This is a genomic window from Andreprevotia chitinilytica DSM 18519, from assembly GCF_000711875.1.
GTDB lineage: Bacteria > Pseudomonadota > Gammaproteobacteria > Burkholderiales > Chitinibacteraceae > Andreprevotia > Andreprevotia chitinilytica.
In genome coordinates this window covers 130,208-153,810 of record NZ_JONM01000005.1, presented here as the reverse complement: position 1 = coordinate 153,810, position 23,603 = coordinate 130,208, and the positions used below count along the sequence as shown (strand labels likewise).

General features: G+C 60.5%; 17 protein-coding genes. 8 read left to right on the top strand and 9 right to left on the bottom strand.

The genetic code is table 11. The features are described from left to right. Positions 1-53 precede the first annotated feature (53 nt). The 4 genes from trxB to gspN all read left to right on the top strand — a co-directional run bounded on the left by trxB (position 54) and on the right by gspN (position 3,463). Positions 54-1,010 (top strand): thioredoxin-disulfide reductase, encoded by a 957-nt coding sequence (gene trxB / locus BR41_RS08695; protein WP_035055312.1) that lies wholly within the window; start codon positions 54-56, stop codon positions 1,008-1,010. Between the two features lie 206 nt (positions 1,011-1,216). Next, on the top strand, positions 1,217-2,260 hold the full coding sequence (gene gspL, locus BR41_RS08690; RefSeq protein ID WP_035055309.1) for a type II secretion system protein GspL: 1,044 nt from the start codon (positions 1,217-1,219) through the stop codon (positions 2,258-2,260). Further along, positions 2,257-2,736 (top strand): type II secretion system protein M, encoded by a 480-nt coding sequence (locus tag BR41_RS08685; protein ID WP_035055307.1) that lies wholly within the window; start codon positions 2,257-2,259, stop codon positions 2,734-2,736. The genes gspL and BR41_RS08685 overlap by 4 nt, the downstream gene beginning before the upstream one ends. 1 nt (position 2,737) lies before the next feature. Beyond that, positions 2,738-3,463, top strand: a complete 726-nt coding sequence (gspN, locus tag BR41_RS22805; protein WP_051710518.1) for a type II secretion system protein N — start codon at positions 2,738-2,740, stop codon at positions 3,461-3,463. Positions 3,464-3,565: 102 nt separating this feature from the next. Here the strand turns inward: gspN and BR41_RS08675 are convergent, their stop codons facing one another. From BR41_RS08675 to BR41_RS08645, 7 genes are all read right to left on the bottom strand, one after another. Further along, complete coding sequence (locus BR41_RS08675; protein ID WP_035055304.1) at positions 3,566-4,177, bottom strand: response regulator transcription factor; 612 nt, start codon at positions 4,175-4,177, stop codon at positions 3,566-3,568. Next, complete coding sequence (locus BR41_RS08670) at positions 4,177-6,465, bottom strand: PAS domain-containing sensor histidine kinase (protein WP_035055301.1); 2,289 nt, start codon at positions 6,463-6,465, stop codon at positions 4,177-4,179. The genes BR41_RS08675 and BR41_RS08670 overlap by 1 nt, the downstream gene beginning before the upstream one ends. Positions 6,466-6,605: 140 nt before the next feature. Then, positions 6,606-7,283, bottom strand: coding sequence for a Bax inhibitor-1/YccA family protein (locus tag BR41_RS08665; RefSeq protein ID WP_035055584.1), 678 nt, complete (start codon positions 7,281-7,283; stop codon positions 6,606-6,608). 129 nt (positions 7,284-7,412) lie between these two features. Continuing rightward, entirely contained in the window at positions 7,413-8,474 is a 1,062-nt protein-coding gene (locus BR41_RS08660; RefSeq protein WP_051710516.1) for an enoyl-CoA hydratase/isomerase family protein, read from the bottom strand. A 92-nt stretch (positions 8,475-8,566) separates the two neighbouring features. Next, on the bottom strand, positions 8,567-10,006 hold the full coding sequence (gene tldD, locus BR41_RS08655) for a metalloprotease TldD (RefSeq protein ID WP_035055298.1): 1,440 nt from the start codon (positions 10,004-10,006) through the stop codon (positions 8,567-8,569). A 97-nt stretch (positions 10,007-10,103) separates the two neighbouring features. Then, on the bottom strand, positions 10,104-10,904 hold the full coding sequence (locus tag BR41_RS08650; protein WP_211251703.1) for a carbon-nitrogen hydrolase family protein: 801 nt from the start codon (positions 10,902-10,904) through the stop codon (positions 10,104-10,106). A 47-nt stretch (positions 10,905-10,951) separates the two neighbouring features. Then, the gene (locus BR41_RS08645) at positions 10,952-14,794 is read right to left on the bottom strand and encodes a YhdP family protein (protein ID WP_035055292.1); all 3,843 of its coding nucleotides are present in this window, start codon (positions 14,792-14,794) and stop codon (positions 10,952-10,954) included. A gap of 255 nt (positions 14,795-15,049) precedes the next feature. Here BR41_RS08645 and glnE point away from each other — a divergent pair, with 255 nt between their 5' ends. Beyond that, positions 15,050-17,764 (top strand): bifunctional [glutamate--ammonia ligase]-adenylyl-L-tyrosine phosphorylase/[glutamate--ammonia-ligase] adenylyltransferase, encoded by a 2,715-nt coding sequence (gene glnE, locus BR41_RS08640; RefSeq protein WP_051710514.1) that lies wholly within the window; start codon positions 15,050-15,052, stop codon positions 17,762-17,764. A gap of 145 nt (positions 17,765-17,909) precedes the next feature. Here glnE and BR41_RS25540 read toward each other — a convergent pair whose 3' ends face one another. Both BR41_RS25540 and BR41_RS08635 read right to left on the bottom strand, forming a co-directional pair. Beyond that, positions 17,910-18,401, bottom strand: coding sequence for a glycine-rich domain-containing protein (locus tag BR41_RS25540; RefSeq protein WP_373278339.1), 492 nt, complete (start codon positions 18,399-18,401; stop codon positions 17,910-17,912). Between the two features lie 501 nt (positions 18,402-18,902). After that, positions 18,903-19,202: a hypothetical protein gene (locus BR41_RS08635; RefSeq protein WP_035055289.1), complete on the bottom strand. Its 300-nt coding sequence runs from the start codon at positions 19,200-19,202 to the stop codon at positions 18,903-18,905. Between the two features lie 635 nt (positions 19,203-19,837). Between BR41_RS08635 and BR41_RS08630 the strand changes: the two genes are divergently transcribed. The 3 genes from BR41_RS08630 (at position 19,838) to BR41_RS08620 (ending at position 23,114) form a co-directional block, all read left to right on the top strand. Further along, positions 19,838-20,011: a hypothetical protein gene (locus BR41_RS08630; RefSeq protein WP_156970621.1), complete on the top strand. Its 174-nt coding sequence runs from the start codon at positions 19,838-19,840 to the stop codon at positions 20,009-20,011. A 13-nt stretch (positions 20,012-20,024) separates the two neighbouring features. Beyond that, positions 20,025-22,265, top strand: coding sequence for a hypothetical protein (locus BR41_RS08625; RefSeq protein ID WP_035055283.1), 2,241 nt, complete (start codon positions 20,025-20,027; stop codon positions 22,263-22,265). Between the two features lie 87 nt (positions 22,266-22,352). Beyond that, positions 22,353-23,114: a hypothetical protein gene (locus BR41_RS08620; protein ID WP_156970620.1), complete on the top strand. Its 762-nt coding sequence runs from the start codon at positions 22,353-22,355 to the stop codon at positions 23,112-23,114. Positions 23,115-23,603 lie beyond the last annotated feature (489 nt).

Below are 23,603 nucleotides of genomic sequence, written 5' to 3'. Positions count from 1 at the left end.
AACTATGCGGCAATCCATAGACCACCCACAGATTGCATTCAAGGATATCGACCATGGCAGCCAAACATTCGCGTCTCTTGATCCTCGGCTCCGGCCCGGCCGGCTACACCGCCGCCGTTTATGCCGCTCGCGCCAACCTCAAGCCGGTACTGGTCACGGGCCTCGCCCAAGGCGGTCAGCTGATGACCACCACCGACGTGGACAACTGGCCGGCCGACGCCGATGGCGTGCAAGGCCCGGAGCTGATGGAACGCTTCCAGAAGCATGCCGAGCGTTTCGGTACCGAAATGATCTTCGACCATATCCATACGGTCGATCTGCATTCCAACCCGAAAAAACTGATCGGCGATTCCGGTGAATACACGTGCGATGCGCTGATCATCGCCACCGGCGCATCCGCCCAATATCTTGGCTTGCCGTCGGAAGAAGCATTCGCCGGCCGCGGTGTTTCCGCTTGCGCCACCTGCGATGGCTTCTTCTATCGCGGCCAGAAGGTTGCCGTGGTCGGCGGCGGCAACACCGCTGTTGAAGAAGCGCTGTATCTCGCCAATATCGCCAGCCATGTCACGCTGGTGCACCGTCGCGATACGTTCCGCGCCGAGGCCATTCTCGTCGATCACCTGAAAGAGCAAGTCGAAGCCGGCAAGATCACCCTCTCGCTCAACAACACACTGGGCGAAGTATTGGGCGATGCCTCCGGTGTGACCGGCGCGCGCCTCAAGTCGACCGTAGATGGCAGCACCCACGATCTGGACGTGACCGGCGTATTCATTGCCATCGGCCACAAGCCGAACACCGATCTGTTCAAAGGCCAGCTGGAAATGGATAGCACCGGCTACCTGATCACCAAGGGCGGCCGTGACGGCAACGCCACGCTGACCAGCGTTGCCGGCGTATTCGCGGCTGGTGACGTGCAGGATCACATCTACCGCCAAGCGGTTACCTCGGCCGCCACCGGTTGCCAGGCGGCACTGGATGCAGACAAATACCTGCAAACATTGAAAAAGTAAGCGGCAGCACGTTGCACCTAGCTCCAAAAAAGCCCGGCTGATGTCGGGCTTTTTCATGCTCAGCTTGCTGCTGACTGTAGCGGGTGAGGCAAGCTACAAACTTTATGTCATACTCGCCGCCGAACCCGATTTTCCATCCGCCCTACTCGCGACGGATCGTGACACAAACTCCCCACTCCCAGCCCTGCCACCGCCTTTGCGTCCTGTTGCCTGAAGCGACAGATGCCTCCCATGCGCTCGACTGGTTGGCATTCGACGCCAGCGGCCAGTTGCTCGCCCAAGGCATCAGCCCGCTGACTGACCTGCCGCCGGCCCAACGCCTTGAGCTATTGCTGGCGCCGCCGCAACTGAGCATCCACCAGCTTTCGTTGCCACGCAGTCCGAGGCACCGTCTGCGGCCGTTGATCTTGAACGTGCTCGAAGACCGTTTGCTCGCGCCGCTGGATGCCTTGCATATTTGCTTCAACCAGACGCGCGATGGTCAAACGACCGTGCTCATCAGCGACCGCGCATGGCTGTGCCAGTGGCTGGATCATTTCGAGCAGGCAGGTCGTCATCCTGCCGCGGCCCATGCACTCGCGGAGCAGGTAACAGACTGGCGCTGGATATCCTTCCAGGACGGCTCGCAACGGGGCGGCGTGTTGCAAGCGCCAGATGGTCAGATCGTCCAATTGGATGACCAAGCCGTTGCCCAAAGCCTGATCCCCGCAGAGGCCACGCTGCAATCCGTCACGCTGGCCGACGTGCTCGCCAGCCTGCGCGAATCGACGTCCATCAACGTGCTGCAAGTTGAGTTCGCCGCGCGTTCGGCGTTGCAACTCGACTGGAAGCCACTCAAACGGGTCGGGATGCTGCTGGCCGTGCTGATTGGCCTCCTCTATCTCGGCGAAGTAGCCCAATGGCTGCAATTGCGCAGTGCAACGACGGCTTTGCAACGCGAGCTGCGTCAGACCTACGCGGCTGCTTTTCCGGGCGAGCCGATTGTCGACCCGGCCTTACAAATCGCCAGCAAACTGCGCTCCTCCGGTTTGGGTGGCGATAGCGGCCATCGCTTTGTTGACCTGCTGGCCCGCATCGAACCGGCGCTTGGCCCCGGCGTTCAGCTCAGCAAGCTGCAATTTCAGAGCGGCACAGTGCAATTGACGATCAGCAGTAGCGATGCCGCGGATGCGGCCAAGCGGTTAGGTGCTGCGGGGTTTCAGGTCGAGCACAGCGGCAACGCGCTGACGCTGAAAGAGAAAACACCATGATACAAATCCCGCTAGCACCAGCGCTGAAGCAATTCTGGGCCGGTCGCGATCCGCGCGAACAAACATTGCTCGCAATATGTGGCGTGATCGTGGCGGCGGCGCTGCTTTACTTGCTGGCATGGCAACCGGTCGCCAATGCCCAGACACGGCTCAAGAATCAGTTGCCGCGCCTGCAACAAGACCTGATCGAACTGCAGCGCGGCATCGGTGCGGTGAAAAGCCAGCCGGGTAATGCGGCACCGGCCGATGGCGATCTGCGTAGCGCGGTACAAGCGCAGCTCGACCGTTATGGCATCAAGGCCGATCTGCAAGCCTTGCCGCAGGAACGCATCAAGATCGACGTGGCCCGGCAGAAGCACGAAGACGCGCTCAAGCTGATTGCCGCGCTGGAACGCAGTGCCGGACTCCATGTCGAGCAAGCGCAACTCGGCGGCACCAATGGCATGGTGCAACTTTCATTGACCGTGGGGCGCTGACGTGGCGGGAAAACGCTTGTTGTGGATCGGCGTCATCGCCTTTGTGTTGTTCTTGTTGCTCCGCCTGCCAGCCAGTCTGGTGACCGGTTTTATTCCGAAACCATGGCAACTCGGTGAAGTCAGCGGCACCGTATGGCATGGCCGGGCGGCGCAATTCGGTACGAATGGCCAATTGCTATTGTCGAATCTGCGTTGGGATTGGCAACCATCCGCCCTGTTGCGTGGCACTTTGCGTTGGCAAGTCGCCATGCAACACAATCAACAGCCTGGGCAAGCATTGGTCGATATGGGTATTCGCGGCGCGCAAGTCTCGGACGTGCATGTGACTTTGCCTTTGGCGCCACTGCTCGCATTGGATAAAAAACTCGCGCCACTGCAAATCGGTGGCGATCTGAATATCGATGCCAAAGCAATCAGTGCCAAGGTTTGGGATGGCGTGATCCTGCAACTGAATGACGCCCACTCCGTGATCACGCCGCAAGCCAATCCGTTCGGTAGCTACCGGATCGAAACGCAGCGTGACGCCAATGGCATCAATTGGCACGTCGCGCCACTGCAAGGCACGCTGACGATTCAAGGCCAAGGCAGCGTTGCCAATAACGGCAAGGTTCAAGGCGCATTGAATTTCGTACCCAGCAAAGGCAATGAAGCGCTCTTCACACCGCTGATGCAGCGACTGGGTGGCAGCAGCAGCGGCTACACCCTGCAACTAGGCGCCATCAACTAGCTACACAAATTGGAGGAGCGAGCTTGCTCGCGATTGCACCGATGGATTGGCGTCACAATCGCGAGCTTGCTCCTACCTATCCACAAGACCCGCGCCCGTGGGTCAGGCCGACACATCCCAATCCACGTCCCGCAGTAACGCCGCCAGCTCCACGCCAGAACGTACCTTGAGCTTGGAATAGATCCGCGCCCGGTGCACTTCCACCGTCTTGATGCTGATATCGAGCACATCGGCAATCTGCTTGTTCAAACGGCCAACCAGCAACTCGCGCAACACGTCGCGCTCGCGCGGGGTCAAGCTGGCGAGGCGTTCCGCAAGGTGCTGGCGCACTTCCCAGTCGCCACGTGCGGTTTGATCCGCGTCGAGGTATTGCTCGACCTTGGCCACCAGCACGCGGTGATCGCAGGGCTTTTCAAGGAAATCGGCTGCGCCATCCTTGATTGCCGCAACGGCCATCGGCACATCGCCATGGCCGGTCAGGAACAGCACGGGCGGCAGGTAACTTGCCCCTTTCAGCTCGCCGTACAACTCCAGCCCGGTCATGCCGGTCATCCGGATATCGACAATCAGACAGCCGAAATCGGCCACATTGGCCGCCCCCAGAAAGGCCTCGGCCGAGTCAAAACCAAGGCTTGGCCAGTGGCGGGTTTCAAACAGCATGGACAGAGAATCGCGAACGGCAATGTCATCGTCGATGATGGCAATCGGGCGCATCAGGAGGTTTCCTTTTCAAGTGGAAGTTCGGCCGGGAGCGGTATCCGGCAAATGAAGCGGCAACCTCCACCCGGATTGGGCTCGGCGCGCAAATGGCCGCGGTGCTGTTCGAGCACCGAACGGCAAATATTCAAACCAATGCCCATACCGTCACGCTTGGTGCTGTTGAACGGTTGGAACAACGTGGACGGATCGGCCAAGCCGGGGCCGCGATCGGCCACGGTGACTTCCAGCGCTTCGCCGATGTTGACCGCGCCAATACGAATCTCGCGCTTGCTGATCGGCTGGCTTTCCATCGCCTCGACACTATTCTTGAGCAAGTTGAACAACACCTGCTCCAGCATCACGCTGTCGCCAACAAATGGGGGCAAATCGGCGGGGATTTCCTGCACGATCTTCACGCGGGCCTTGCGCGCCATCGGTTCAAGCAATTGCAACGGCACGGCCAGCAAGTCGGCCAGCCGACAGACTTCCTCGCGTGGCGCACGCTTGGAGGCGAAATCGCGAATGCCGCGAATGATTTGCCCGGCACGGCGAGCTTGATCACCAATCTTGCCAAGCACTTCACGAGTACGACTCACGGCCGGCGGCTCGACATTCAACAAGCCCTCGCCTGCTGCGGCGTAACTGGAAATCGCCGCCAGCGGCTGGTTCAGTTCGTGCGCCAGACTGGAGGCCAGCTCGCCCATGCTGACCAGCCGGGCCGTGTGTTGCAGACGCTCATTCCGTAGCCGGCTTTCTTCGGCTGCGGTGCGCAGGTCGGTAATGTCGGTAGCGATATCGAGCCAGACCGCACGACCATCGACCCAATCGAGACTACGCCGCTGCACGCTATACCAGCGGCCGTTGACCGGGTCGGCGCACTCGGCCAGCTGCGCATCTTCAGGCAGCAGCGGCACCAGGCAGTAGTCGCCGTCGACCGGCAGGACGAAGGTAGAGGCATGGTGACGGTTGCGGTACAGCAGCTGCCCGGTGTGGGCATCGGTGACCGATACCGCCGCTTCCAGCCCTTCCAGCACCGCACGCAACTGGGAGCGCGATGCCGCCAGCGCCTCACGCTCACGCTTGATCTCAGTGACGTCATACAGAGACGCCATCCAGCCACGATGCTCGCCGCGGCCATCGACCAGCTTGGATGCATACAGGCGAACGTCGAAACGCTCGCCATTCTTCTTCATGAAACGCAACTGAAAGCCATTGACTGGCGACTGCCCACTCAGAATCGCCTGATAGGCCGACGCACAGCGCGTCAGTTCCTCCGGCGGCCAGAACGGGAATGGCGGCTTGAGATTGATCATCTCCTCAGCCGACCAGCCGACCATATTGCAGAACGCCGGGTTCACGTAGATCAGCTTGCCTTCGGCATCCATCGCCCGCAGGCCAGTGATCAGCGAGTGCTCCATCGCTGCGCGAAAGCGAATCTCATCGTGCAATGCATCTTCGACCGCCAAGCGCTCGCGCATCCGGCGGCGCACCTGCGCCAGCGCCCAAAGCAACAGCGCGAACAACACCAACACGAGCACAATCAGCGCCGGCAGCGACCAACTGGTAGGCACATTCCGCAAACTGGCGCGCAATCGAAGGCCGTGGCCGGGTGGCTCGAAGCCAATTTCCCGCGTGATCCCGATCTTGAGCACCGCATCCGTCGGCGCCAGCAACAGACCACGGCCATCGAGCAAGGCAAGGTCGTAGCGTTGCACCATCCACCATGGAATCCGCTGTTGCAGCAATTGCGGCAAGGAATAGCTGGCCAGCACCGCCCCTTGATAAACAGTGCCATGGAAATACGGCACCGCCAGGATCACCGTCGGGACTTCATGTTCGATGATATTGCTGTACACCGGATAACCCAGCGTAGCGGCACCATCAATCGCCTCCAGCACCAGCGGATCATCCAGCGATGGCAAGCTACTTGGCCGCTCGCTATAGACCGGCAGCCCGCCCAGCCGGCGACCGGCCATGTCGACATGCTCGACCGTCATCAGCTCCGGGCTCGCCTTCATCAAGGCATCGGCACGGGTATTGAAATCGGTGGGATTGATCGCGCCGGCCGAAAGCCCGTAAGCCATGTTCTCCAGCGCATTCTGATTGGTCTGCAGATACAGGCGCACGCCCTGCTGTTGCCACAGCAAGTCTTGCATCATGGTGTTTTCACGCTGAACGCGCGTCTGCTGATCTTCCATCCACGCGTAACCCGCCAACGCGGCCACCATCATGCCGATAGCGGCATAGGCAAGCAGCCACGGCCATTGGCCGATGAAGCGGGTCAGGAAGGATTGGATGCGCATATGCGTTCAGGATAACGCGGTTGCTATCGCACCCCTATACAGATTTGCCTATATGGAATAAACCGTAGGGACCAGAAACAACAACGCCGCCCAAAGGCGGCGTTGTATGGATTGAACAGCGATTAACCAGGCAAATCTGATTAGTCGCGGCGGCCGGTGAGCATCATCAGAATATTCAGCAAGCTCACGAAAACGTTGTACACGTCGAGGTAAAGCTGCAGCGTGGCGCTGATGTAGTTCGTCTCGCCACCGTTCACGATACGGCTCACGTCATAGAGGATGTAAGCCGAGAAGATGCCCAGCACCACCACCGAAATCGCCAGCGAGGCAGCCGGAATCGCGAAGAAGATATTGGCAATGCTGGCCAGAATCACGATCACCATGCCGATGAACAGGAATTTGCCCATGAAGGAAAAATCCTTCTTGGTCACGGTCGCGACAGCAGCCAGCGAGAAGAAGATCGCGGCAGTGCCGATGGCCGCCATGCCGATCATTTCAGGCCCGTTCGAAAACCGTAGCGCGACTTGCAGAATCTGCGACAGCCACAGGCCCATGAAGCCGGTAAAACCCAACAGGATGAACACGCCGGCGGCGGTTTCCTTGGTTTTTTCGATCAGGTAGAACGAACCGAAGGCAACGCCAAAGAACAGCAGCAAACCAAAGCCGGCGCTCATGTGGAATTGCAGGGCAATACCCAACAACGCGCCAGCGGCAGTCGGCAGCATCGACAAGGCGAGCAGGAAGTAGGTGTTGCGCAACACCCGGTTGCGCTCAACGGCGAGCGATGCGCCGCCGTAGGTGGCGGTATTGAATTCCATGTTGGTCTTCTCCTTGAATGATCGTTGCATTGGAATCGCAGTCGATAAGATGGCGGCAGACCGGGAAAGTTTCAAGCTGAATCGGTCCGCCAGCCAATTAGCCCACTCCGGAACCAACCCCGGCAACCCTCAAGCAAGGGCCGTAGCTGCATCCTGCAGCACCTGATCCAGGCTTGCGCTCCGCCAGCGTGGCGCACCGTCGCGGTCGATCAATTTGGCGCGAACGCCTTCACGGAAATCACCGTGGCGCAGGCAGTACTTGGCCATGCGAATCTCCACCGCCAGCAGTTCTATATCAGTGAGATTGCGGGCACGTTGCGCCATTGTCCAGGCCAGCGCGACCGAATGCGGCGAGCCAACGCGATGAGATGCAGCAGCCTCACCAAGCCAGGCATTGTCGCCAGCATAGGCAGACAGTCGCGCGGAAATCGCGGCCAGATCATCCCCATCCATCAAGGTGCGGACTTCGTCGCGAACCGGCTGCCACAGCGACTCCGGCAACGGCGCCGGTTGTGCCGCAGCAAGCGCGCCCAGCGCATTGGCCAGTAGAATCGCATCGCTATGCCCGCCGCCGCTCCAGGGCAGCTCTGCCAGCGTGTCGAGCACCAATGGCCACGCGGACGACGCCAACGCCACATCGGCGGCGCCAGCCTCTACCGCATCGATCGCATTCAAGCGGATACCGGACAAAGCCATCAACCGGCCGACCCCATCGGCCAATTGGTGCAACCAGTAGCTCGCGCCGACATCCGGAAACAGACCGATCGCCACTTCCGGCATCGCCAGCAGGCTGGTTTCGGTCACGACGCGGTGGCTGCTCGATGCGAACAAACCGAATCCGCCGCCCATCACGACCCCGTTACCCCACGCCAGTACCGGCTTCGGATAACGGCGCAGTTCCATGCACAAGGTGTATTCGTGCGTGAAGAAGGCATCGGCCTCATCGATCAGCGCCTCATCGCACATGCTTTCATAGAGCGCTTTGATATCGCCGCCAGCGCAAAACGCCCGTTCGCCCGCACCGCGCACGACGATGGCCACGACATTGGGATCATCACGCCAAGCATCCAGTTGCTCCTGCATTGCCCAGACCATGGCAAGATTTTGTGCGTTGAGGCGTGCTGGGGCGTCGAGCACCATCAGACCGAGTTGTTTGCCATTTTGCGTGGCGAGCGTTTCAAAGCGGACCAAGCACGTTCTCCTGAAATAGCGTTTTCAATGCTTCAATAAACAACGGCAGCCTAAGCTGCCGTCATTGTCGAGGCGATGGGGGATGTCACCGATCAGCCTGTTCCGCCCACGGTCAGCCCGCCGTCGATCCGCATCGTTGGCTGGCCCACGCCGACCGGCACGCTTTGCCCGTCCTTGCCGCAGGTACCCACGCCCGGGTCGAGCGCCATATCGTTGCCGATCATCGATACCTTGGTCAGCACGTCCGGCCCGTTGCCGATCAGCGTTGCGCCCTTCACCGGGTACAGCATCTTGCCGTCTTCCACGTACCACGCTTCGGCCGCCGAGAACACGAATTTGCCACTGGTGATATCGACCTGACCACCACCGAAGTTGACCGCGTACAACCCTCGCTTTACCGACGCCAGAATCTCTGCCGGATCACGATCGCCATCGAGCATGATGGTATTGGTCATGCGCGGCATCGGCAGGTGGGCGTAGCTTTCGCGTCGACCATTGCCGGTTAGCCCCATGCCCATCAGGCGCGCGTTCAGGCTGTCTTGCAGGTAGCCCTTGAGCACGCCGTCCTCGATCAGCACTGTACGTTGAGTCGGGTTACCTTCGTCGTCAACGTTAAGCGAACCGCGGCGATCCGGGATGGTGCCATCGTCGATCACCGTCACACCCTTGGCCGCCACGCGCTCGCCGATCCGGCCAGCAAATGCACTGGAGCCCTTGCGGTTGAAGTCGCCTTCCAGCCCGTGACCAATCGCCTCGTGCAGCAGAATGCCGGGCCAGCCGGAACCGAGCACCACGGTCATTTCGCCAGCCGGCGCCGGGCGTGCATTCAAGTTGAGCAGCGCCTGATCGACCGCCTTTTGCGCATAGTCATGCACAACCGCATCGGTGAAATAACCGTAATCGAACCGGCCACCGCCACCCGCACTGCCCTGCTCACGCCGGCCACTCTCTTCCACGATCACCTGCACGCTCAGACGCACCAGCGGGCGTACATCGGCGGCGCGATGTCCGTCGTGGCGGGCAATGAAGATCACTTCGTATTCGGAGGCGAGGCTGGCCATCACCTGCACCACACGCTTGTCGATGGCGCGCGCGGCCTTTTCCAGTTTTTCCAGCAAGACCACCTTGGCTGCTTCATCCAGACTCGCCAGCGGATCGACCGGTGCATACAAACTGGTGCGCGGCAAAGCGCGGCTGATCATGGCGGTGCCGCTGCCACCTTGCCGACCGATGGCGCGTGTAGCGCGGGCGGCATCGAGCAAAGGGTTCAGGCCGATATCATCCGAATACGCAAAGGCGGTCTTCTCGCCTGAAATCGCCCGCACGCCAACGCCTTGATCGATGTTGAAGCTGCCGGATTTGACGATGCCTTCATCCAGACTCCAGGCCTCGGCACGGCTGTACTGGAAGTAGAGATCGGCATAATCCAGATCGTGCCGCATCAACTCGCCGAACACGGTCTCCAGCTGGTTTTCATCCAGGCCGAAGGGCGTAAGCAGCGTTTGCTGGGCGGTGGTCAGAGGTGCATTCATGGTGAGATCCAGCCAGTGAATCGCCGGGCCGCATGGCCGACGAAATAAATATGAACATCGAATAAGGCAAGGTAACGCCAGCAGGCCCGCTACGCAATCACAGCACGCGATGTTTCAGCGCCGGCAACACCTTGCGCACGCGTTCGAGCTGGCTTTCCTTGAGTTCCGCCAGTGCGATGCCTTCACCTTCTTCGACCAGCGCCAGCAGCTCACCCCACGGATCGGCAATCAAGCTGTGGCCGAAGGTCTTGCGGCCGGTTGGATGCAAACCGCCCTGCCCTGAGGCGATGAAGAAACACTGGTTCTCGACCGCACGGGCACGCAATAAGACTTCCCAGTGTGCCCGACCAGTGGTGGCGGTAAACGCAGCTGGCAGCACCCAGGCGTCGACATCGTGACCACGGAAAAGCTCGGGGAAGCGCAGGTCATAGCACACCGCCACACCAATGCGGCCGAACGGTGTATCGAATACCAGCGGTGCATCGCCCGGCTCGATGGTATCGGCTTCGGCATAGCGCTCGGCACCGTTGTCGAAGCCGAACAGATGAATCTTGTCGTAGCGCGCCACGCACTCACCTTGCGGATTGAATACCAGGCTGGCGTTGCGCACCCGGCCAGGGTCGCTCGAAACCAAGGGCAAGGTGCCGCCGACCAGCCAGATGCCGTGCTTGGCGGCAGCTTCGGCCAGCATGGTCTGAATCGGGCCATCGCCGAATTGCTCTTGCACCGCCAGCTTGTCGGTGTCCTTCGCGCCCATGATCGCGAAGTATTCCGGCAGCGCCACCAGCGTCGCCCCTTGCCCGGCTGCATCGGCAATCAGCCTTTGCGCAGTTGTGAGGTTGGTGGCGACCTCCGGCGTGGAAATCATTTGAATAGCGGCAGCGGTGAATGACTTCATGATCGCGTCTCGACTCTCTTATTCAATTTGCTAACTGGATGTGCCCATTAGGACCGTTTCTCGGCATGCGACTTGAACCCAAGCTGCTTGACCGGGGTGATTTGCGGATCGCGCATGGTGCCGCTGATATCGTACTCGTACGCCACCAGCTGGCCGAGCGGGTCTTTCAGGATACGTTGCAACAAGAAGGCAGCGACACCCGCAATGGGGTTGACGATGGTCGCCGCTACGGCCACCGAATCGCCCACCACCGGCACGATGCGTACACGCAGGTTTTGCGTGCCGGCGACGAAATTGGCGTCGCCACGGAACAACACCTGCGCTGCCGGGCCGGCGATGACGAGGTTGTCAGTCCGCGCCACGCCATGCTGCATCGTCGCCTCGCCCTTGATCGAATCGAACTCGAAGCCTTCCGAGAACACATCGCGGAAATCGAGCTGCACGCGGCGGGTGAGCGATTGCAAGCTCAGGATCGAGAGGAAACGCCCCGCACCCGGATCGATCTTGCTGAACTGGCCGGCTTGCACATCCAGCCGCATCGAACCTTCCAGCGTGTTCAGGTCAGGCGGGAACAGATCGCCATCCCATGCCAGATCACCGCTGATCTTGGCCGGCGCCCGCTTCATCGTTTCCGGATAGCCCAGTCGCGTCAGCAGTTTGCCCAGGCTTTCGGTATTGGCGTTGAACTTGGCCTCGACCCGCGATTTGCCCGGCCGTTGCCGCCACAGGCCGGACATGGTCGCCTTGCCGTCCGCATTGGCGATGGTCACGTCATTCAGCCGCCAGATTTCACCCTGCTGGACAGCATCCACATCCAGCTTGCCCAGTTGCAAGTCCTTGTAGCGGAAGTCCTCAACGTGCAGATCCATCGCCGGCAGGGTTTGCAATGGCGATGGGGCACTCGTTGCGGTAGCTGCCGCGGCTTTGTCGCCGGCCGGTCCGTTGGCGGGCGGTAACGGCAAAGTGAGCTTGCTCAGTTGGGCCGCGAGCTTGCCGCGCCCGTTGCCGTTCCAGTTCAGCTTGCCGGCAACTTCACGGCTAGCAATATCGCCCGCCCATGAGGAACCATCGCCACGCAGCTGCAATTTGAAATCGTTCAGCGTATAGCCCCAGCCGCTGGCGCGACCGAAGGTCACGTCGACGCCCGTCACACTCACATCGCCACCGCTCTTGCCGGTAGAACCGCTGGCGACCTTGCGCCACGCATCCAGATTGATTTCCGGCCAGCCGCCGACCACCACGATACCTGGCTGGGTAGGCGTGCCTGGCGCACGGTTCAGGCCGATTTGCCCAGAGGTCGGCTGACCATCCCGCAAGACAAAAGCGCCCTGCAATTGCCGGTCATAGCCAAATTCGATATCGGTCTGCTTGCCTTTGTCTGCGATGCGTACCCGCAGCGGGCGGCTTTCGGCAGCGGACTTACCCAGTGGCGCGGGCAAGTCGATCTGCGCACCGGTCAGTGGCGTTTGCAAGGCCAGTTCATAGCCCTCCCGCACCGTGGTGAGCGAGCCCTGATACGGCACGGAACCCTTGAAGCGCTCGGCAAACGGCAGCGTATAGCGCTTGGCCAACTCGGCCAGCTGCGCCTGCCCGGACAACTGCACCGCCAGATTGCCGCTGGCATCGGTGCCACCAGACAAATGGGTTGCACCACCCAGGGCTTGGGCTTGGGCATCACGAATCTGCAACTGGCTTTCAGTGAAACCAAGCACCCCCTTCGCAGCAGAGAGCACCGGCACGCCACCGCCGAAATCGAGTTGGTTACCCGCAAAGCGATACTGCGCACTGACCTTGGAATGATCCGAGCGGTATAGCGGCAAATCGAGCTTGAGCTGCAACTCGCCATCGCCCTCGGTCTTCAGGCCATCCAGATAGCTGTCGGTACGCTTGGCCAGCGGGCTTTGGTGCAGGAAGCGCAGGAACTCGCTGGTCGGGCCACGTGCCACGCCATCCACCTGCAACATCGGGTCTGGCGACGCGAGGTTCGGCACCAGCACGGCGACGTTCTGCGCCGTCGCGCCGAGAATCCGGGCGCTGCGGCCGTGGATTTCCATCCGGTTGCCGTGGAAATCAAGGCTGCCGTTGATGCTTTCGATCTCCGGCCAGCCATCCGCGTAATGCAGTGCCACATCCCGCGCATTTGCCGTCACCTGAAAGACGCCGCCTTTGTCGCCATCGAACGGGAATTTCATCAGCGGGCCTTTCAGCACCACCTTGCCGTTCTCGCCCTCACCTTGCTTGAGCGCCAGCTTGAGCCAAGCCAAGGTCTGATCGCCCACATCGCGTGGTAGATAGATATAGGCCCGATTCGCACGCAGGCGGGCGATATCCGCCTGTATGTCCGCATCGCCCAAATCAGTTCCATCGTAGCGATGCGTGCCCTTGGCAGAGAACGAGATATCGCTGTTTTGCAGCTGCAGTTTGTCCACCTGCGTTAGCCAGACCTTGCCATCCCGCTTCCAGCTCGTTGCGAGTTTCATCTGGTTGAAGCGCAGCGGTTCGACGAATCGTTTGGGATCGGTGAGGTGGAAATCGTCACTCGTCAAAGTCAGCTTGCCGCCACTCTGATCGAACTTGGTATCCAGATTGACACCCGTCAGCGCCGGCCAGCCGACATAGCCCGCCATACTGGCGTTTTGCAGCGAAAGCTCGCCGCTGTAATCGTTCAGCTTGGCGTTATCGCTCCATGTTGCATGCGCCAGTTTGACGTAGCCGCTGGCCGAGACCGGGTTGAGCTTGTCTTGCCATTCCGGCGGCAGCAGCGGCTTGAATGCCACCAGCGGCGCCAGTTGCCAATCCTTCGCCTCAAGCTGCCAGCCCTTGTCGTGCACGACTTGCAAGCTGCAATCGCGGCACAGCGCGCCGGTATCTGTATCGATACGCGCCGCCTTGAGCGTCAATTGCTGGCTGGCGCTGACACCGCTGCCGGTGAGCCGCCAACTGACCTTGCCGTCAAACTGCGCCAGACGGAGAGCGTGATCGGCATATGTACCCTGCCAATTGCGACCTTGCAGGGTCAGGTCGACGCGATGCAGTTGTGCATCGGCAAAACCGAAACTGATTTCGCCACCGCCCTGCCCTTGCCATGCCACCGGGCCGCGTAGCGATGCAGGCAGCCAGCGGGCGATGCGGGTGAGGTCGAACTGATCGAGACGGAAATTGGCCTCGCCATGCCAGCTGCGCCAATCCGCCACCTGATTGCCGTACCAGCTGCCATCCACCTGCAGCGGCGACGCCAGCGAGTTGGGCGGTGTAACCGAGATGGTGAAACGGTGGCGGTTGAAGGCTTTCTGCACATCCACCTGCACGCCAGTCATCACGACCGGTGCACCGCTCAGGTAATCATCCCAAGCGACCTCGCCACCGGTCAGCGACAACTCGCCCTGCGCCAACAACCAATCCACAAAGCGGTTGTCGTTGCTATGCCCCTCGCGCAAGGCAAAGCCGCCCAGATGCCAGACGCCTTGCGCATCACGCGCGACACTCAGCTTGGGGGCCGTGAGTGCCAGGCGATGAAAGTGCGGTGTGAGTGTGGGGATCGACAGCCACGAAACCTCAGCATCAACCGAAGCCAGCTGGATCGCCGGTTTGCCGGCAGGATCGAACACCGTTACGCCATCGATGCGCAGATAAGGAAAGATACCGCGCCAACTGCCGGATAGTTTTTCCACCGCCAGCTTGGTGCCGGCAGCCTTGGCAATCGCATTGACGATGGCAGGCCGGAACTCATCCAGCCGGGGCAGCAGGTAGAACTGCCACACCAGCGCCAGCGAGACCAGCAGCGCCGCCAACGCCAGCAACAATCGCAATACCAGCCGCGAATGCCAGCGCAACACTGCCAACGTCAGCTCGCCAGCGCGGCGCAACGTGGGCCCAAACGCGATGTTCATGCCCGAGCGATCCTTGCCAAAGCCAACAACAGATAAGAAGTACGGCGCAATTTCATCAAGTAAATCGTGTGGGCTGCAAAGTGAAGCGTGGGAAGAATCGAACAGTGCAAATTGGCACGCACTGCCGCATGACATAGAGTCATTCAATATGGAGCAAATGAAACAACTTCAGCGTTTCGTTGCCAGAGGTTTTACGACGACCCAAACCTGTGTCAACAGAACCTAATATTCTACCGGATTCCAGACGTTTCGCTTATGACCGAGCCCACTTCCAGCCCCAGCTCCAACACGCTCCCCGCCAACCTCGCCGCCGCCCTGGCCCATAGCCGTTACCTTGAACGCCTGTTCAACCGCCACCCGCAACTGGCGGAAGAAACCTCCACCCATCTGCATCAGCCCTTCGCCCGCTCCGAAATGGAGCTGCGCCTGCTCAAGCAACCCGCCAGCGACGAAGCCACCTTCAAGCGCCAGCTGCGCGGTCTGCGCCAAGCGGTGATGGCGCGGCTGATCGCCCGCGAACTATCCGGCCTCGCCAACCTGACCGAAGCCGTCCACACCGTCAGCGATCTGGCGGAAATCGCCGTGCAGCACGCGCTGAGCTGGGCCACCCAGCCGGATGAGCGCATCGGCACACCGATCGGTGAAGACAGCAAACTGCCGCAAGAACTGATCGTGGTCGGCATGGGCAAGCTCGGCGGGCGCGAGCTGAATGTGTCGTCCGACATCGACCTGATCTTTGTCTACCCGGAAGATGGCGTGACCGATGGCCCGCGCCACCTCACCAATCACGAATACTTCGCGCAGGTCGGCCGCAAACTGATCAACCTGATCGCCGACATCGACGAAAACGGCTTCGTGTTCCGCGTGGACATGCGCTTGCGCCCGTTCGGCGATGCCGGCCCGCTGGCCTGCTCGTTCGCCGCGCTGGAAAACTACCTGCTCACGCAAGGCCGCGAGTGGGAGCGCTACGCCTGGATCAAGGGCCGGCCGCTGACGGGCGATGGCGAAGCACTGATGCAACTCGTCACCCCCTTCGTCTACCGCAAATACCTCGATTACGGCGCGTATCACTCGATGCGCGAGCTGCACAGCCAGATCCGCCGCGAAGTCGCCCGGCGCGATATGGCCGACAACATCAAGCTCGGCCCAGGTGGCATTCGCGAGATCGAATTCATCGGCCAAGTGTTCCAGCTGATTCGCGGCGGGCGCACCAAGAGCCTGCAGCAACGCCCCACCCGCGCCATCCTCGACGAACTCGCCCGCCTGGGCCTGCTCTCGCAAGAGGCCGTCAAAGAGCTGCAAGAGGCCTACGCCTTCCTGCGTAACCTCGAACACCGCATGATGTATCTGGACGACGCACAAACGCAGATGCTGCCCGGCAACGATATCGACCAGCAACGCATCGCCAAGAGCATGGGCTTTGCCGATTGGCCGGCTTTCACTGCCGAGCTGGAACGCCAGCGTGGTCGCGTCACCCGGCACTTTGAAACCGTCTTCGTGCTCCCGCCCAATCAGGACGAAAACCACCCGCACGCCGCGCTGTGGCAACAAGCGCAAAACGGCGAAAACGCCGACAACGAACTCGCCAAGCTTGGCTATCAAGACGCCCATGAAATGCAGCGCCGCCTCAACGCCTTCGCCAGCGGCAGCGCCTATCAACAGATGCCGGATCGTTGCCGCAAACGCGTCGACGCCATCCTGCCGCCGCTGATCGAAGTCGCCGCCGGCTACCCCAACCCCGATGCCACGCTGATGCGCATCCTCGATCTGCTCGCCGCCATCGGCCGGCGCGAATCGTATCTGGCGCTGCTCGCCGAACATCCGCAAACGCTCAAGCGCCTCGCCAGCCTCTACAGCGCCAGCCCATGGGTCTCGGTTTACCTCACGCAACACCCGATCCTGCTGGATGAACTACTCGACGTGCGCCTGCTGTATCAAGTGCCGGACTGGAAAAAACTCGGCCTGATCCTGCGGCAGGAACTCAACGATCTGGACGACGACACCGAAGCCAAGATGGACTGCCTGCGCCACTTCCAGCACACGCAAGTGTTCCGCTTGGTGGCGCAAGACCTCGCCGGCCTGCTGCCGCTGGAAACGGTCTCCGATCATCTCTCCGACCTTGCCGATCTGGTGCTCGCCGTCACGCTCGAACAAACCTGGGCCGAGCTACCCGGCAAACACCGTCCGGCGCCACGCTTTGCCATCGTTGGCTACGGCAAATTGGGCGGCAAGGAACTCGGCTACGGCTCCGACCTGGACCTCGTTTACCTCTACGACGACGACCACCCGAACGCCAGCGAGCTGTACGCCAAGCTCGCCAAGCGCATCGTCACCTGGCTCAGCACCCTCACCGCCGCCGGCCTACTGTACGAAATCGACCTGCGCCTGCGGCCGAACGGCGCATCCGGCCTGCTCGTCTCCAACCTGCAAGCGTTCGAGCAATACCAGCGCGAATCCGCCTGGGTATGGGAACACCAAGCCCTCACCCGCGCCCGCTTCGTTGCCGGCGACAAGGATATTGGCGTGTGGTTCGAAAGCGTGCGCGAGGAAATCCTGCGCCAAAAGCGCGAACCGAAACCGCTGCACGATGCCGTGGTCGAGATGCGCCACAAAATGCTCGAATCCCACCCCGCCCGCCCGGACGACGTAAAGCACTGCCGCGGCGGCATCGTGGATATCGAATTCATCGTGCAATATCTCGTGCTCGCCAACGCCCACAACCACCCACGCCTCACCGCCAACCGCGGCAACATCGCCCTGCTCGGCTTCGCCGCTGCAGATAAATTGCTCGACCCGGCGCTGGTCGAACAAACCCAACGCGCCTACCGCGAACTACGCCGGCTGCAACATGCCAGCCGCTTGAATGGCAGCACGCTGGCCGTCGAGACGTTTGCGCCGCTGGCAGCGGATATGGTCGGCGTGCGGACGTTGTGGGAAAAGTTGTTTGGGGAGATTCCGGGGCTGCAGTAACACAAGCCTGAGCCACTCGTAGGGTGGGTTAGCCCTCGCGTGCGACATTTATGTCGCTCAGCGACTGGGGCGTAACCCACGCTGCCGGAGTTGCAAAGTCCCAACCACTATTTGATTTTGAATGCAGACTTGGTTGGATAAGGCATTACCAGATCACTGCAGCCCAACCAGGGCCACCATTAGCATTAAAGCCACCACCTGCCCCTGAACCCCTCGGGGCATAAGTAGCACATAGTGCACTTGCTGCACCTGGAGTACTAACACCGGGAGCAGTTTGACCAGCTACAACAGCAACGTTTCTTGCCACAGGGCCACCGCTGCCGCCACGACCTGCGGTGCCAGCTCCTCCTCCATACGCCACCGCAAGCACTGCTCCGTTTGATGCGGCAAAAAAAGTATCACCTCCATCCGATGGCGAAGAAGTGCCCGCCGCCCCAATGTTAATGGTGTAAGTCTCTCCGGGCGTCACAGGTAAAACCGCTAGCACACCACCACCACCAGACCCAGAACTAAACTGAAACTGGTTTGCTACTCCCCCGCCACCCCCGCCGCACAAAATCACCTGCACATGATTCACAGACTGCAAGTCAAGAAGCGGTGGCGCAGTCCATGTTCCTGTGGAGGTAAAGGTCTCCATGCCGGAGAAACCAGCGTTGGTTGTCAACGCGTAGGCATTAGCCATTAATCCTGACAAGGCAGTCGCGCAGAGCAGGCTCGCCCACATACCGCGTGCCCGGCGGACGGATTGGGAGACAGGGTCGATCATCGATTGCATTTTCATGATTCAACTTCCTCGCATGAATGAGATGTTTCAATCAAGAGGCGGTGCGTTCATGGCGGCGTTCATACGCTTACGGACGCCGCGCGGGCATGGCTGCCAAGACGTTCCAGAAAGGAACATACCGTACTGTATTCAAAAAAACCCCTGAATTCAATTAATTTAATAATTTAAATGAAAGAACTATGAAATAATTTACCTGATAAAACTTATACATATCTTTGTTAAAAAATAATAATTTGCCACCTAGATGCTCTGCCAAAAGATGATGCCGGCCGCCCTCCTGGCGTCACAGAGTAACGCCCAAGAAAAAACCCGCACCTTACAACGCGGGTTCTTGATTCTCTTGCCACTCACCAACTAACGACGATCTCTGCGTTCACCTGCATCGCTGCGCCCTTCCACATACAAACGCGCCAGATCGATTGCGCTACGGCGGTTTTCTGCCAGCTGCATGCCGCTACGCGCCAATTGATGCGCCGCCGAGCCGTGCTCGGTCAGGTAAGTCATGATCTTGAACAGCCGGCCCAACTCGGCCGCGCAATCCATGCCCATGTAGGCAAGGCCGGCCGGATCGATGGCAGGTTGTTCGTTCAGGTCGTTGAACGGGGCTGGGGGTACGACCGGGTATTCAGGGTAATAGGAAGGTAGATCGGGCATGATGCGCCTCCTTTCGTGCGGTTGAAGAGCCGCCACCTCGACGCCAATCGAGGGTGGCAGGCACTAGGCAGTGTTGGCGTACCGTGCACGAAACCGGCGCATCCGAAGATGCCACCACCTAGGCCCGCCATTGATAAATGGACGCACCACAGGGGTGTCGGACGAAAAAACCGCTTTGCAGCAGTTGTCCGATTCATGCACAGGACGCCAATCCTGATCGCGCTATTGAACGCGACACGCGGATTGTCCCGATGCCGGCAGGATGGCGCAAGCGCTTGTTAAGAGCGCTGTTCAAAATCTTTTTTGGCAACGGTTTACGTTGCCATTCCCCCCTTTTCGAAGGGGGGTTAGGGGGGATTTCTGCGACAGTTCAACATCCACCGGCGTCGAAATCCCCCTCAATCTCCTATGCCTGGACGAATCAGAAGATTCGCACGGCACAAAAAAGGGGGAAGTAAACCCCTGCAGCGCGTCAAGTTGACGGGGTGCTACACCCCCAATCCCACAAAAACAAGCCATTTCCGTGTCAGCCTAACCGTTTGTCATACAGATCACACCTCCCGTTTTCCTGACGCAACCGCCGCAAAAAGCCCATCTATAACCGAATGACGTTGTCTTTCGATCAGGAGGATGTGATGAGCCCCATCTGTAACCGTCTCGGTGTGATTGTTCTTTTACTGGGCGTAGGCGTTGCGCTCACCGGCTGCTTTGGCGGCGGGGGTGGCAGCACCAGCAGTAGCTCGTCGTCGGGCAATGCGGTTGCCGGGATTGCGGTGGCGCAGCAAGTCAGCGTTGTCGATGCCAAGTAGCCGGAGCGCCGCCATGACCATGCGTAAATCCGTTCGCAAGCTGATTGTCGCCGCGCCGTTTTTCTTTCAAGCCCTGGCCGCCTACGCTGCGGTGCCGGCCACTTCGGCCTTCAATACCGATCCGGTCGAAGTGCATGTGGCGGAGCGCTCGGCCGAGGCGTTCGCGCAGATCAACGAGATTCTCTGTTACATCGCGCAGACGAAGTACGACGCCTTCGTCAACAAGGGCCCTTACCGCGCGCTGGTCGATTCAAACCCGTGCAAATCGAACAAAGACGACCCGAATGCAGCGGCGGCCAGCAGCCAGGACCAGACCTCGGGCAGCAATAGTCCGAACTACATGACGTGGACGCTGAACGTGACCCGTGCCGACAACGCCAGCCCGGAGGCCATCGATTTCTGGGTTTCAGGAGCGGGCGGCGGCAATGGCAGCAAGATGAAGATTCAAGCCCATATGGTGGTCAGCGCCGGCGCTTCGGCGAGCAATCCGCTGGGGTTGTTCAAGCTGGATTACATCGGTTACCCGGTGGTGGGTGGCGTGGTCGGGACCACGTCCGTCATGCAGGGTTATATGGCCGTCACGCTGCAAGGCGGCAAGCCGCAGCTCGCTTTCTATGACACCAGCTCGAATAACGGCAATGGCGGCGGGCCGCAGGTGCAGCGTGTGGTGCTGGATCGCAGCGCCGACGGCACGACAGGTGACGGCACGACCGTGGAAGGCGACGGCACGCAATTCACCTTCGCTTTCGACAGCAATTTCTTCCACCGCAAGAGCGGTGCGTCGGACGTGTGTTACAGCCGCACGGCCTTCGATCAAACGGCGTGGAGCTACGGTCTTTACGACAGCGTGACGGGCGACCGCATTGTGCGTAACAGCGGCTTTCCGATCAGCGTGACGAAAAACGGCAACACCTTGCATGGTTACGTCGGCTATTGGGGCCTGTGGTTGCCGGACGGCAGCACGCTCAGCAATGGCGATACGGTCACGCGCGAATCGCAGAATGGCAGCGCCGGCGTGCCCTATACGCTGTTTGAGGCCGGTGGCCGCTTGACACTGCACACGCGCAAGCAAGTCACATTGGGCTCGATCGCCGGCATTCCGCTCAACTGGCAAACCATGGGGCAGAACAACACGCCCGGCACGCAATTCGAGGTGCATTGGGATAGCGCGCAGCACGCGTTCATCAAGACGCGTCAGATGCAGCAACAGCAAGGCGGGACGATGCAATGGATCGACATCAATCCACCGGTGGCGCTCACATCCAGCGATTTCGGCACGCAACAGGATTTCCAGGCGTTCTCACAATCCCTGGGCGGCGACGTGCGTATCGCGCTGTTCAACCCGGATCATTCGCAAGCCACCTTCAGTGATACATCCGCAGTGCAACTGGTGCTGCAAACGCTGGTACGGCCGGATGACGCTACGCCACCACCCGCCACCTTGCGCTGCTATGAAAGCTGCCCGGATACCACCCAGCTGACCGCCGCCAATCCTTATCATGCCCCCGGCACACCGAACAACTACACCTTCGACTTGAGCAGCATGTTGTTGAAGGAAGGCAGCACGCCGGTGCTGATGACGACAAACAGCGCCACCCAGTTCCAGTTCGGCCTGCAAACCGGGCTGTTGTTCGACCCGACCCCCACCAATCTGAACCTGCTGAAGTGCGACTGGAACCCCGCAGAAACTTGTTCGTGGAAAGCCTGGCAGGCGCTGGATCATTTCTACACCTGGGAAACCGGCCCCAATTCGTGGAACCAGCTCACGCTGCTGAAAGACGGCAGCGGCAACTTCCTCAAGTTCGATTCCCCGCTGGAAGTGGTTTTCAGCTATCTCGCTTCCAGCGTCAGCCTGGGCAGTAGCGATCTGCTGACCAAGGTGCCCTACAAGGATGGGTCGAGCTTCCGGCTGGAATATGCAGGCTTTGGCCAGCTGCAAGGCATTCCCGGCATCTGTTTCGATCCGCTGAGCAACAAGCCGACCGCTTGCGGGCCGGGTACACGCTGGCTGCCACAGTTCTCGCTCAACGATGGCTCGGTACTGCAGGATGCCACGGATAACACCAAGAGCTATCTCAGCAAGGCGTTGGCGAAGGAAGAGCGGATGCAGAAACAGCCAGACCTGACCAACTGCGCCACGCTGACCCTGCCGACCAGTCTCGTGCTGCCCGACCAGACCGGCTTATCCACCCCGACCGGCACCGAACCTGCGGTGACGGCTGCGCCAGCGGTAATCGGCGGTGTGCTGCAATAAGCCTCACCGCGCGCCAAGGGCGGCATGATGATGGCGTTGCGTCATCGGCTGCCCTCGGCCGCGTTGCCCTCCACAGTGCAGCCCTCCGTGCGGTCCCCTGTGCAACCGGCTACGCTGCAGTTTGCGTTGCTGGCTGCGCTACTGCTGCATGCGTCCTTGCTGGTGCTTCCGGGGCTTAGACCGGCGATGACGAAGACGCAGCCGGCTCGCTGGCTGCATGTCCGGCTCGCGCCGCGTGCGCTGACTCATTCGCAGTCGACTGCGCCGCAAGTACCGGTGCCGGTCGTTCTCGCCAAAGCCATCGCGCCAAGCCGACCGCTGGATCGCGTCGCCCCACGTACGTTGCCTATCGTTGAGAAGCCGGCTGCCCCAGCAGCGCCACAAACTGCGGAGGTTGAAAATATCGCCCCGTCCACCGGGCCCGTCACCGGCCTTGCCATCGCCGCCCAAGCCGCGCCAGTAATGCCATCAGCACGTGCCAGCTGGGGTGATCTCGTCGCAGAGCACCACGATCAACCGCCACCGCCTGCGCAACGCCGGCCGGATATGCGCTTGCTCAGCCTGCGTGATGGGTGGCAGCAGTCCTTGCAATATCAGCTCGCCACACTGACCGTCGAAGACCAAACCATCGGCGCCTGTCGCGCGCACTTGTTGGTGAGTGACCATTTGCCGGATACGCCGGATTGGCAATGCGATTCGGCCCAACTGAAAACACTGCTCGGCCAGATCGATTACCGACGCGTGCCGCTGCCGGTGCAACTGGGCTTTGCCTCCGCCACGCTGGAGATCGAAATCCATTTCGATGCCGGCTGGCGGGTGAGCGTTGCGCCGGCGGGGTTGCCGGTTTGAGCGCCTGTTCAAAGTCTCGCAAACTGCCAACTTAAAATGCTGCGGGGTTTTACCTCCCCCTTTTGGTGCCGTGCGAATCTTCTGATTCGTCCAGGCATAGGGGATTGATGGGGATTTCGACGCCGGTAGATATTGAGATGTCGCAGAAATCCCTCCTAGCCCCCTTCAAAAAAGGGGGGATGGCAGCGTAACCCGTTGCCAGAAAAGACTTTGAACAGGCTCTAAGCGCCGCTTGAAGTCGCGCTGACTTCGTAGCCCGGACGGCTTGCCGGCCGGGGTGGCACATACCAAGGCCGCAGCACCCGATTTCACCATTGCTCCCCGGCCGGCCAAGCCGTCCGGGCTACGGGTGGATTCGCGCTCAAGCTGCAAAAAACAGTCACACATCTCGGGTATGTTCCGTTTTTCGTATCGCATCCCGACCGCATCCGCTGATCGCCGCTATGGCGCAGGCGCGAAGGGCTACCAGCCGGCCGCGTAATCCATCAA

Excerpts from the sequence above, each read along its gene's own strand:
- trxB (WP_035055312.1), top strand. The coding sequence starts at position 54 with ATGGCAGCCAAACATTCGCGTCTCTTGATCCTCGGCTCCGGCCCGGCC.
- BR41_RS08685 (WP_035055307.1), top strand. The coding sequence starts at position 2,257 with ATGATACAAATCCCGCTAGCACCAGCGCTGAAGCAATTCTGGGCCGGT.
- BR41_RS08675 (WP_035055304.1), bottom strand. The coding sequence starts at position 4,177 with ATGCGCCCGATTGCCATCATCGACGATGACATTGCCGTTCGCGATTCT.
- BR41_RS08670 (WP_035055301.1), bottom strand. The coding sequence starts at position 6,465 with ATGCGCATCCAATCCTTCCTGACCCGCTTCATCGGCCAATGGCCGTGG.
- BR41_RS08665 (WP_035055584.1), bottom strand. The coding sequence starts at position 7,283 with ATGGAATTCAATACCGCCACCTACGGCGGCGCATCGCTCGCCGTTGAG.
- tldD (WP_035055298.1), bottom strand. The coding sequence starts at position 10,006 with ATGAATGCACCTCTGACCACCGCCCAGCAAACGCTGCTTACGCCCTTC.
- BR41_RS08650 (WP_211251703.1), bottom strand. The coding sequence starts at position 10,904 with ATGAAGTCATTCACCGCTGCCGCTATTCAAATGATTTCCACGCCGGAG.
- BR41_RS08645 (WP_035055292.1), bottom strand. The coding sequence starts at position 14,794 with ATGAACATCGCGTTTGGGCCCACGTTGCGCCGCGCTGGCGAGCTGACG.
- glnE (WP_051710514.1), top strand. The coding sequence starts at position 15,050 with ATGACCGAGCCCACTTCCAGCCCCAGCTCCAACACGCTCCCCGCCAAC.
- BR41_RS25540 (WP_373278339.1), bottom strand. The coding sequence starts at position 18,401 with ATGGAGACCTTTACCTCCACAGGAACATGGACTGCGCCACCGCTTCTT.
- BR41_RS08635 (WP_035055289.1), bottom strand. The coding sequence starts at position 19,202 with ATGCCCGATCTACCTTCCTATTACCCTGAATACCCGGTCGTACCCCCA.
- BR41_RS08630 (WP_156970621.1), top strand. The coding sequence starts at position 19,838 with ATGAGCCCCATCTGTAACCGTCTCGGTGTGATTGTTCTTTTACTGGGC.
- BR41_RS08625 (WP_035055283.1), top strand. The coding sequence starts at position 20,025 with ATGACCATGCGTAAATCCGTTCGCAAGCTGATTGTCGCCGCGCCGTTT.